12 protein-coding genes are annotated in these 11,791 nt (G+C 39.1%); all 12 read left to right on the plus strand.

Annotated features, from left to right (window positions below):
• The first annotated feature begins 45 nt into the window (after nt 1-45).
• Nucleotides 46-321, plus strand: coding sequence for a UPF0223 family protein (locus M0R79_RS03355; protein ID WP_092570323.1), 276 nt, complete (start codon nt 46-48; stop codon nt 319-321).
• 8 nt (nt 322-329) lie between these two features.
• The gene (locus M0R79_RS03360) at nt 330-1,109 is read left to right on the plus strand and encodes an inositol monophosphatase family protein (protein WP_248416433.1); all 780 of its coding nucleotides are present in this window, start codon (nt 330-332) and stop codon (nt 1,107-1,109) included.
• 11 nt (nt 1,110-1,120) lie between these two features.
• Complete coding sequence (gene typA, locus M0R79_RS03365) at nt 1,121-2,950, plus strand: translational GTPase TypA (protein ID WP_248416431.1); 1,830 nt, start codon at nt 1,121-1,123, stop codon at nt 2,948-2,950.
• Nucleotides 2,951-3,031: 81 nt separating this feature from the next.
• Entirely contained in the window at nt 3,032-3,631 is a 600-nt protein-coding gene (locus tag M0R79_RS03370; protein ID WP_248416430.1) for a superoxide dismutase, read from the plus strand.
• A gap of 234 nt (nt 3,632-3,865) precedes the next feature.
• A complete protein-coding gene (locus M0R79_RS03375) occupies nt 3,866-5,113 on the plus strand; it encodes an FtsW/RodA/SpoVE family cell cycle protein (protein WP_248416428.1) in 1,248 nt (415 codons plus the stop codon).
• Nucleotides 5,114-5,121: 8 nt separating this feature from the next.
• Complete coding sequence (locus tag M0R79_RS03380) at nt 5,122-5,451, plus strand: YlbG family protein (protein WP_092570312.1); 330 nt, start codon at nt 5,122-5,124, stop codon at nt 5,449-5,451.
• 9 nt (nt 5,452-5,460) lie between these two features.
• Nucleotides 5,461-6,030, plus strand: a complete 570-nt coding sequence (gene rsmD, locus M0R79_RS03385) for a 16S rRNA (guanine(966)-N(2))-methyltransferase RsmD (protein ID WP_248416426.1) — start codon at nt 5,461-5,463, stop codon at nt 6,028-6,030.
• A complete protein-coding gene (coaD, locus tag M0R79_RS03390; RefSeq protein WP_092570307.1) occupies nt 6,023-6,535 on the plus strand; it encodes a pantetheine-phosphate adenylyltransferase in 513 nt (170 codons plus the stop codon). Before rsmD ends, coaD begins: the two co-directional genes overlap by 8 nt.
• 15 nt (nt 6,536-6,550) lie before the next feature.
• Nucleotides 6,551-6,967, plus strand: coding sequence for a MarR family winged helix-turn-helix transcriptional regulator (locus M0R79_RS03395; RefSeq protein ID WP_092570305.1), 417 nt, complete (start codon nt 6,551-6,553; stop codon nt 6,965-6,967).
• 352 nt (nt 6,968-7,319) lie between these two features.
• A complete protein-coding gene (locus M0R79_RS03400; protein ID WP_248416424.1) occupies nt 7,320-7,967 on the plus strand; it encodes a helix-hairpin-helix domain-containing protein in 648 nt (215 codons plus the stop codon).
• A gap of 98 nt (nt 7,968-8,065) precedes the next feature.
• The gene (locus M0R79_RS03405) at nt 8,066-10,315 is read left to right on the plus strand and encodes a ComEC/Rec2 family competence protein (protein WP_259561049.1); all 2,250 of its coding nucleotides are present in this window, start codon (nt 8,066-8,068) and stop codon (nt 10,313-10,315) included.
• Between the two features lie 76 nt (nt 10,316-10,391).
• A complete protein-coding gene (locus tag M0R79_RS03410; protein ID WP_248416421.1) occupies nt 10,392-11,780 on the plus strand; it encodes a bifunctional metallophosphatase/5'-nucleotidase in 1,389 nt (462 codons plus the stop codon).
• Nucleotides 11,781-11,791 lie beyond the last annotated feature (11 nt).

Genomic DNA, 11,791 nt, shown 5'->3' on the forward strand with positions numbered 1-11,791 from the left:
TAAATAAGCTATTATATTAGTTGACTGGTATAAAGGAGGCAAGGGATGCAGACTTATCAATATCCGATTGATCCAGATTGGACCACCGATGAAATTATCAAGGTCGTATCGTTCTTAAATGTGGTCGAGAAGGCCTATGAATCTCAAATTTCTTGTCAAGAATTTGACCAGCATTATCAGGCCTTTAAAGAGGTCGTAGATAGTATTGCTGGTGAGAAACAAATCGACCGCCAATTTAATGAGGTTAGTGGCTATTCAATCTATCAATTAGTTAAGAAACGAAGAAGCCTTGATCAGGCAACTGTATTGAAGATGAACTAGGAGGAAGAATGGATTTTTTATTACATCAACGGATAGGGGTTTGGATGAAACAAGCTGGCCAACTCTTACTTGAATCCCTCAACGAATCATTACATATTGAAGAGAAGAAGAGTCCTCGTGATTTGGTTACTGAAATGGATCGATTAGTTGAACGCTTCTTCCGTGATAAGATGCAGACATATTATCCAAGTCATCGAATGATTGGTGAAGAAGAGACAGGCAAACATTTACAAAGTACCCAAGGGTATCTTTGGCTACTGGATCCAATTGATGGAACGATGAACTTTATTAAACAAAAAGATAAATTTGCAATTATGTTAGGCATTTATAAAGATGGCCAAGCACTGGCGGGCTATATTTATGACGTTATTCAAGGTAATTATTATTATGGCCTAGTGGGTGAAGGAGCCTACCTTAATGATGTTCCGCTGGAGCCTTTGCCAGTAAGTCAACTTGAAGATTGTTTGATTGCTGGGAATCCTTTTCACTTTATGGATCATGAAGATGCCTTCTTCCATATTTATCGTAAATCCTTAGGGATTCGTTATTATGGTTCAGCGTCTTTTGAAATCATTGGTGTCCTTAAAGGGGAATTGGGTGCCTATCTATCGGTTGGTTTACAACCCTGGGATTTTGCGGCTGGTTACGCAATTTGTCAAGCCCTTGGTTTTAAAGTGACAACCTTAGATGGATTGCCTCCCGACATCCTTCGAGCCTCTACAATGATCTTTGCACCGCCCCTAATCCATCGAGAAATCATGTCGATGGTTGAATCAACGAATAAATAGGAGAAATAAATATGAAAACAAGAGAAACGATTCGAAATATTGCCATTATTGCTCACGTTGACCATGGTAAGACTTCCTTGGTCAATGAATTACTCAAGCAGTCTGACACCTTGGACGCCCGTACTGAACTTGGCGACCGCGTGATGGATAATAATGATATTGAAAAAGAGCGCGGTATTACCATTTTGGCCAAAAATACAGCTGTTCAATACAAAGGGCATCGAATTAACATCTTAGATACTCCTGGGCACGCGGATTTCGGTGGAGAAGTAGAACGGATTATGAAGATGGTTGATGGGGTGCTCTTAGTCGTAGATGCTTATGAAGGAACCATGCCTCAAACTCGTTTCGTACTCATGAAAGCCTTAGAAGCTGGGGTAACCCCGGTAGTTGTGGTAAATAAAATTGATAAGCCTTCTGCTCGCCCTCAAGAAGTTGTTGACGAAGTTCTTAATTTATTTATTGAGCTCGGAGCAGATGATGAACAAATTGAATTTCCAGTCGTATATGCTTCTGCTCTTAATGGAACCTCAAGTTTATCTGATGACCCAGCTGATCAAGAAGCAAGTATGGATGCTATTTTTGATACTGTTCTAAAATATGTTCCAGCGCCGATTGATAATTCAGAAGAACCGCTACAATTTCAAGTTTCCCTGTTAGACTACAACGATTACGTGGGTCGAATTGGGATTGGTCGGATCTTCCGGGGGAAAGTCCGGGTAGGTGATGCGGTAACCTTGATTAAGTTAGATGGTAGCAAAAAGAATTTCCGAGTTACCAAATTATTTGGTTTCTTTGGTTTAGATCGGGTAGAAATTCAAGAAGCGAGTGCGGGTGACCTCATCGCTGTTTCCGGTATGGAAGATATCTATGTCGGTGAGACCGTGACAGCTCAAAGTCATCCTGAACCGCTACCTATTCTCCATATTGACGAACCAACTTTACAAATGACTTTCTTAACTAATAATTCTCCATTTGCCGGTCGCGAAGGAAAATTTGTGACTGCTCGCAATTTGGAAGATCGTCTGATGAAAGAACTTCATACTGATGTATCCTTGCGTGTTGAACCGACGGATTCACCCGATGCCTTTATCGTATCTGGACGGGGTGAATTACATCTATCGATTCTCATTGAGAATATGCGTCGACAAGGCTATGAATTCCAAGTGTCACGGCCAAAGGTAATTATTCGTGAAATCGATGGCGTTCAACATGAACCGTTCGAAAGTGTTCAAATTGATACACCAGAAGAATATATGGGGTCTGTTATTGAAGCCTTAGGCCAACGAAAAGCCGAGATGGCAGATATGATTAATACGGGAACGGGTCAAGTTCGTATTATCTTCTTAGTACCTGCCCGGGGCTTGATTGGCTTCTCTACCGAGTTCATGTCTATTACGCGTGGATACGGAATTATGAACCATACTTTTGATGAATACCGTCCAGTGGTTCCAGGTAATATTGGTCGACGGCGTTCAGGAGCCTTGGTGTCAATTGATCAAGGTCAAGCCACGACTTATTCTATTATGAACTTGGAAGATCGAGGAACTATCTTTGTCGAACCCGGTACTGAAGTATACAGTGGTATGATTGTGGGAGAACACAGTCGTGAGAATGATTTAACGGTCAATATTACTAAAGCCAAACAGTTGACGAACGTTCGTTCAGCGACCAAAGATCAAACTGCCGTCATTAAACAACCTAGAATCTTAACCCTCGAAGAGTCCATTGAATTTATGGATGATGATGAGTACTGTGAAATTACCCCAGAATCCATTCGTCTGAGAAAAATTATCCTAGATAAGGGAGCCCGGGAGAAATCGAATAAAAAAGCCAAATAAGTCTTGAGCATTTTCTTTTGGTTGATGGTCGGTCGATGCTATACTTAGGTTAGCAAGCCAAAAGATACAGGAGGAATTAGAATGACTTTCAAATTACCAGATTTACCTTATGCTTACGACGCTTTAGAACCTGTTATTGATGCAGAAACAATGAAATTGCACCACGACAAACACCACAACACTTATGTTGAGAATCTTAACAAGGCAGTAGAAGGTACTGAATTTGCTGATAAGAGTATCGAAGATTTAGTTGCTCATCTTGATCAAGTTCCAGAAGACATTCAAACCGCAGTAAGAAATAATGGTGGCGGTCACTTAAATCACAGCTTCTTCTGGGAAACGTTAGTATCTCCAAGTTCACAAAAAGAAATGCCAAAAGAACTTGAAGATAAATTAGTCGATGCCTTTGGTTCGGTGGACGCTTTCAAAGAAAAGTTTGAAGCCGCAGGCAAAGGTCAATTCGGTTCTGGTTGGGCTTGGTTAGTTGATAATCAAGGAACTTTAGAAGTAGTTTCAACTCCAAATCAAGACAACCCAATCAGTGAAGGAAAAACTCCGTTATTAGCTGTAGACGTGTGGGAACATGCTTATTACTTAAAATATCAAAACCGTCGTCCTGAATACTTAAAGGCTTTTTGGGATGTTGTTGACTGGGATAAAGTTGCTTCACGTTTAGCATAATGCCTTGTCCTCGTATTCATCATTCACTTGAAAATATTTGAGATAACTCGTTTTATAAGCTAATTTTTAAGACCTAAGTGCCTGTACTTAGGTCTTTTTTTGGTTTATTGTAATGGTTGGCTGAGGGATTTAAGCAGAAAGCTTGAATGACAAAGGAATTAGTCAGAGGTCGTTGAGGCGAGAGAAATTGTTTGCTATAATGAGACGGATAAAATTGAAAGGGGAGAACAGTGAATGACGTCAAATCATTTTTATGACGAAACCGAACATTCTCCTGTACGAAAACATGATCGATTTACGGGATATTGGTCACAGTTTAAGACCAATTTTGATTGGCCAATTTTCTTCTTTATGGCAACTTTAATTATTTTTGGTTTGGTCATGGTTTTCTCATCTACCATGTTTTTACCGATAAATGGGGGGCCGGCTGACCCATTTTCAGCTTTATGGCGGCAAATAGCCGCAGTAATGGCAGGTTTATTGTTAGGCGTCATTGCTTTTGTCACGCCGAGTCGTTATTATCGCAATCCAGTGATCTTATTGCTTGCGATGACAGTCATTATTTTATTATTGCTTTATACTCGTTTTTTTGGTCAAGAAGCTTTCGGAGCTAAGAGTTGGATTTTTCTTTTTGGATTTTCTTTTCAACCTTCTGAATTAACCAAAGTCTTCGCTATGTTATCGATCGCTTGGTTATCGGAATATACAAGTCGAGAAGTCCGCTTAACTCAAGAAGCTTTTCGCAAGTTTCCCATTCCTAATTTACTCGTCGTCTCTTTGATCATCACATTAGCGCTGATTTTCTTACAACCTGACTTGGGCATGTTATTGATTATTGCCTTATCGCTTGGGTTTTTTTGGTTGATTCAGAAAGAGAAACAAAGTCGGAATTTAATTGCTTATGTGGCCTGTATCGTCTTATTTGGGGTCTTTTATGCGTTTTCGTCTTATTTTTCAACTTATTTAATCCAATCAGGTACCCATTTTCTTGAAAGATTGGGAATTTTTGTGAATCCTTTCGCTGATCCAAGTGGGGTGGGCTACCAATTAGTCAATGGTTATACAGCAATGAGCAAAGGCAGTTGGTTAGGTCAAGGTTTAGGCCAAGGCACTATGAAATATGGCCAAATTCCAGCGATTAATAATGATTTTATCTTGGTTAATATTATTGAAGAACTGGGTTTCATTGGGGGTATTATTTTATTAATAATATTCTTGATGTTCTTTATGCGACTCTTCCGTAAAGCGGCCTTGATGGTTGATCCCTATCGTTCTAAAGTTATTACTGGTCTTGCTTTGGTTTTAGTGATTCAAACAGCTACCAATATTGGTGGTGTGCTAGGCATTATTCCGCTAACAGGTGTAACCTTACCCTTTATAAGTTCGGGCGGTTCAAGTATCATTATAAGTATGGTTGGTGTTTTCTTAATATTAAAGATGATATATATAGATAATAAAGAACAGGCAATTCAAGAAAAGTAGGTGATAAGATGGAATTAATTAAGCGGCAGGGTCTCATTGTTTGGTTGTACACATTGAAACATAGCAATGTATTAAAACGTTATGGGTTTGTTCACTATATCAGTCAACGATTAAAGTATGCTGTGATGTATGTTGACCAAGATCAAACCGATAAAACCATCAAACAGTTGGAGCAATTACATTTTGTAAGAAATGTTGAACTTTCTTATCAGGACGATATTGATATGACCTTCGCAGATGTCTTTGACCAGGAAGATCAGGATGATAGCAATCACGAGAACGGTGAATTCTTCTTACAAATTGCCGAGCAAATTCGTGAAAATCAGGCTCAAGATTAGGAGAAGAGCATGCGAATTATTTCTGGAAAATATGGGAGTCGTCATTTAAAAGCTGTTCCCGGTAATCATACTCGGCCGACGACAGATAAAGTTAAAGAATCTATCTTTAATATGTTAGGGATGAACTTTAGTGGAGGCAGCGTCCTCGATTTTTATGGCGGATCGGGAGCCTTGGCCATCGAAGCGATTTCACGAGGGATGGACCATGCTGTGATTTGTGATAATTATCGACCAGCGATTGAGACGATTAAAGCAAATGTGTCAGTAACCAAAGAAGCTGATCGCTTTACTATTTTGGCTGGCGACCATTATCATCGTTTGAAGGTCTATCTTAGTGAGCAGCCAAGCCAATTCGATTTGATTTTTCTAGATCCACCTTATAAGCAAGCGGCTATTGAGAAAGATGTTAGCTTTTTTGAAGAGATGGATTGTGTCAAAGTGGGCAGTTTAATCGTGGTTGAAACTGGAAAAGACACTACTTTGAGAGAAGAGATTGGTGCTTTTTCTTTATTAAAAGAGAAGATTTACGGTGAAAGTTACATTAGAATATATCAGAAAGGTGAAAGCAATCATGACTAAGAAAAAAATTGGGATTTATGCTGGAAGTTTTGATCCGCTGACCCATGGACACATTGATATTATTCGGCGAGCTAGCAAGATTTTTGATGAATTGATTGTCTTGATTGCCATCAACACAAGTAAGAAAACCTGGTTCACTGCTGAGGAGCGGGTCCTCTTAACTCAGCAAGCCGTGGATCAAATTTCGAACGTTCGTGTCGACACCTTAAGAAATGGACTGATTGCTAATTATTATCATCGGGTCGGCGCATCGGCTTTGGTTCGCGGAATTCGTAATTCCACCGATTTTGAATATGAATACGGAATTGCTTCAGCTAACAAAAAACAATGCGCGAATTTGGATACGGTGGTTCTATTCGCGTCAGATCAATATCGCTATTTAAGTTCTAGCTTGATTAAAGAAATTGCCTATTTCGATGGAGATATCACTGATATGGTTCCAGAGAATGTGAATCAGGCCATGCAGATTCGTAAGAAAGAATTAGCTCTACAACAGAGCAAGTAAAGGAGTGAAGGCGGAATGTCTCATAAAGAAGCTGCCTTAAAATCGTTTATTGGAATTCGGCGGACATCAGACCGATTACTTAAACTGGCAAAAAATGATGCAAAACAATATGGTTTAAATATCAATGAATTTGCCGTGCTTGAGGTACTCTATCATAAGGGGCCTTCTACGGTTCAATTAATTACCGAAAAGATTCTGATTGCCAACTCATCAACGACTTATATAATCGATCAACTGTGTTTGAAAGATTTGGTTTATCGCGAGAGTTCTTGTCAAGATCGGCGGGTCTGTATTGTTCATTTGACTGAGAAAGGGCGAGAATTGATTGCAAAATCTTTCCCGTGTCATGCTGATCGGATTGAAGAAGCTTTTGAAGATTTAGAAGAAAGTGAAATGAAGACATTAATTAGTCTGTTGAAACGCATTAAATAGAAGTTACCATATTTATTATGCAGAAAGAGATTCATTAAAATCTCTTTTTTTTTTGCATTATGGGTCGTTCGTCGCTATCTTTCTAGGAACTGATTCGGAGTCAGACATGTTAGTTTTAGCCAGCAATTTATTAAATGCTTCTGATTTAAATAAAGTGAGCTCGTTCTAATGACCAATGGGTAAAATATTTTTGATAAAAAATATTCATTTTACTGCAACTATTAGCTCACGGAATTGATCAAGCTAGGTTTTATGTGATAGTCATCAGGGAATGGGTTGGAAATTTTATAAATTGCTTTTTAAACTCGTATCTCATCTTTTTATCGGGTAATTGCTTAATGAGGTGGGGTGAATGGATCAATTACAAGGAATGATTAAGAAGCCAATCTTTCTGCTGATTTTATTGGGTTTAGTCCTGGTCGTCTATTTACAGCCGAATCAATCAGATGATCAACTAACTTTAGTTTCAGAGAAATTAGCAGAATCATCGACTGAGCAAAATCAGACCAATAGTGAAAAAATAGAAACAAGCAACCACTCTTTGATTTTTGTCGACCTTCAAGGTGAAGTCGAGCGTCCTGGTGTTTACCAATTGGAGCTAGGAAGCCGGATGGTTGATTTATTAGAGAAAGCCGGCGGTCTAACCCAAGAAGCCTATGACCGTAATATTAATCGGGCTATGATTCTAGAAGATCAAATGTCGATATATATAGAAAACATTCATGAGATTAATCAACAGGATGCTATAAATATTGAGGCGATTGTTCGACCAGAGGATCCTGACAAAAAAGAAGACAATTCATCGGCCTTGATTAATATTAATCTAGCGGAAGTTGAAGAATTACAGACACTGAAAGGAATCGGCCCGGCAAAAGCACAGGCTATTGTTTCGTTTCGTGAAGAGAATGGGGCTTTTGAATCCATTGAATCCATCAAAGATGTTCCAGGAATCGGGCCAAAAATCTTTGAAAATATTAAAGCGATGATTGTGGTGAAATGATGCAAACTTTCAAAGCTTATAAATATCTCTGGTTTCTGGTCTTGATGTTTACTTATTCAGGCCTATATCTTCTGTCAGAGAGAAATCTTCTCGCTCTCATGATCATCCTTTTATTAACTTATCGATTCGCACGTTATTATCCAAAATTATTAATCATTTCAGTCATTCTGACTTTATTGGCTAGCTTCAATCTTAATGCTAGCAAAAGTGAAATGAACCAATTTTATCAGGATTATAAGGCCAATCAGCAAGTAGATTTGATTACCCAACCTTATAATCTAAAAGAAACTAAATATTATCTTCAAGGATCAGCCGATATCATCACAACAGAAGGACGCCAATTTCCAGTGGTGTTTAAGGTTAAGCAATCTGGCTTTGAAGCTTGGTCCAAAGCATTAAAACAGCGTGCTTTAAAAAGCAAAGTTTGTATAAAGCGGACCGATATAGAAACTTTCAGAAATTTCTATGTGTTTGATTATTCGGCTTATCTTAATCAACAGCAGATTTTGGGACCTTTTGAAATTGTGCAAGTGAATGCAGTGAAGCCAGCAGACTCGGGCTTGTGGTCAATAAATTGGATGAAGCAAGCGATCTTATTTTGGCTTAACCAGCGGGGGACAGATCCGCTCATCAGTTTCTTTAATAAAATGTTTTTCAATATTGATAGTTTGACCTATCAAGAAACAAAAGATGAATTGATTGAATGGGGGATTATTCATTTCTTTGCTATCTCCGGCTTTCATGTCAGCTTAATCATCAGGAACGGTGAATATTTGTTGCGGCGGTTTCTACCTAGAATTGAATATCTTCCCCTGGTTTTGATATGTTTATTAATGGCTTACGGATGGTTAATTTCATGGCCAGTCGGTGCGTTTCGAGCCATAATGACCTATCTCATCGCTAACTTAGTGCGCTGGTTCAAGTTGCCTTTGTCGGGACTAGATCAGTTATCTTTGCTAGCTTTATGCATGTTAGTCTATCATCCAGTTTATTATCATGATTTGGCCTACATTTTAAGTTTTTTGATGGCTTTTATCTTATTTTTTTATCAAGAAGGTTCAATCGAGGCTTCCTATTCAGGAAAAATTTTGAACACTGCTTCAATAACCTTGGTTTGTTCCTTGTTTTCTTGGCCTATCCTGATTAACGTGAATCATCAGTGGAATCCCCTGCAGTTATTAGCGGTCATCGTCTTTAGCCTCTTCTTTGATTTAAGCTTTTCCTATTTATTAGCCATCATTGGCTTAGTTTTCTTATTTCCCTCTTTTAAGTTTGTTTTGGCTGATGTTTGGTCTTTAACCGATAAACTATGCTTCCCTCTCTGGCAATCCGTCAAGCAAGTTTATCAAGCATTCAATTACCATGTGGGTCAGTTATCTTTATTTTGGTGGATTGTCTTGATGGTTGGAGCCATTGTCTTTTTAAAGTATTTTACAAGTCATCAGAGGAAACGAGCCTTACAATCGGTATCAGTGATTTATATAATTTTTTGGTCAAGTTTCTTTTGGCCGAGGTATCAGGGTTATCTGACAATATTAGATGTGGGACAGGGGGATGCTACATTATTTCAACCAGCCATGTCGAGGGAAAACTGGTTGATTGATACTGGAGGCAAAGTGATTATGACGGAAACTTTGACGGCGAAGGAGCGTGAGATCCAAGAGCAAAAATTTGCTCAGAGGTCCATTATCACAGCCTTAAAAGCACTCGGTGTCCAGAAAATAGATTATTTAGTGCTAACTCACTTGGACCAAGACCATTGTGGGAACCTAGCTTACTTGGTTGAGGAATTTCAGATTGGCCAAGTCATTTTAAGTCTGAAAAGTGTTCAAGACTTAAGCGCATCAATGAGAAACTTGCTAAAAAATTATCCATTAACAGTCGTTTCGCCCGGAGAGGTCTTTAGTGATGTCAATAGCCAGATACAAATCCATTATCCGCCTACGGTTTTATCGGCGGACAGGAATGATCATTCATTAATGGTTCGCGTCACTTTGAATGGAAATTATTTTTGGAGTTTAGCAGACTTGTCCCAAGAAGTTGAAGATCAGACCATCCATCTTCTAAGCAAAGAAGGAGTAGATTATCTTAAGTTGAGTCATCATGGAAGCGCGGGTTCTAGTTCAGAAAAATTCTTAAAAAGCACTCAAGCAAAAATGGCTCTAATCTCGGTTGGTCAGAAAAATTATTATGGTCATCCGAGCCCTGAGGTTTTAGAACGACTAGATATATTGGCTATTCCGTATTATTCGACAGCGGACTATGGTGCCCTGAGATTCATTATCGAACCCTGTCAACAAAAAGTATATTTTAAGACCTGTGTGGAAAGATCGCCATTTAATCGCTGACTTCTGACATCCATCAAGCTAGCTATAGCATACCTATCCTTTAATTTGTTATAATGGGGAGCAAGGAGGTCAGAGGATGCGATTTAATATCATTCATACCAATGATTTACATGGTCACCTTGAACATTGGCCAATCATTGAAGAATTTATTCGTCGAAAAAAAGACCAATTTCAAGTTGCTGGAGAAGCTTATTTCATCGTTGACGATGGTGATGCGATGGATACGGTACATCCTCTGGTTGAAGCTACACAGGGACAAATTATGGTCGATTTATTTAACCAGTCTGCTTATGACGTGGTTACAATCGGTAATAATGAAGGCCTGAATTTTACCCAAGAACAATTAGGTCAGCGTTATCAACAAGCAGATTTTCAGGTTGTTATTGCAAATTTAGTGAATCAAACGACCCTTCAAACACCAGAATGGGCACAACCGTATTTGTTGAAGGAAGTTGACCAGTGCCGGATCGCCTTTCTGGGTGTTACTGCACCTTACCAAACTTATCAGCTGAATCATTATGAAATCATTGATCCCCTAGTAGCCATCAAACAGACCTTGGTCCAGATTCAGCAAGAAGGGGCAGATATTATCATTCTTTTGTCGCATCTCGGCTTAGATGTAGATCGAGACATCGCTGAAATTTTCCCAGAAATTAACCTAATTATTGGAGGACATACCCATCACCTGTTAGCTCAAGGAGAATGGGCCAATCAAAGCTTATTAACTGGCGCCGGAAGATATGGAGATTTTATTGGGGAAGTAACGATTGAATGGGATGCCCATCATCATCAAGCTGATCTTGTTGCCCAAACCTATGACATTCGCCATCTAGCTGAGCAATTTCAAATTGAAATTGGCCAGGACCCCTATTTTCAGCAGGGGCAGAGAGCACTTCAACAGATCAAAATAGCGACCTCGCCGCAAAATTACTTAGTGATGGATACACACAGTTCTGAATCTTTCATTCAGCTTGGTTTAGAGGCTATTTCTTGGGCAACAGACTGTCCCTTGGCCATGTTGAATACAGGCTTATTTCTTAGTGATCTGGCTCAGGGGACGATTAGTCTAAAAGAACTTCATGAAGCCTTACCACACCCCATGCATTTAGCTAAATTACGTTTCACTGGGAAACAGCTCACCGAGCTATTATATGAGGTGGCTGATCAGGTTGAAGATTTACAATACCAAATGGTGAATGGTCTGGGTTTCCGAGGTAAAGTCTTCGGGGAAGTAATCTTTAAAGGGATTGAATATCATTACCCTCAGGATCGCTGGCTAGTCGAAGGAGCTTATATTGATGATGATCAAATTTATCATTTAGTTACCGTCGATCATCTTTGGTTCCTGCCTTTCTTTCCAGCCATTGACCAATATGGACAGCCTGAGTTAATATTCCCTGATTTTCTTCGTCATGTCATCGCTAATTATTTGAAATATATATATCCGAGTAAAGATACAGAGTAAAAGGAGGTCAG

Source organism: Ignavigranum ruoffiae (assembly GCF_023195815.2).
Classification (GTDB): domain Bacteria; phylum Bacillota; class Bacilli; order Lactobacillales; family Aerococcaceae; genus Ignavigranum; species Ignavigranum ruoffiae.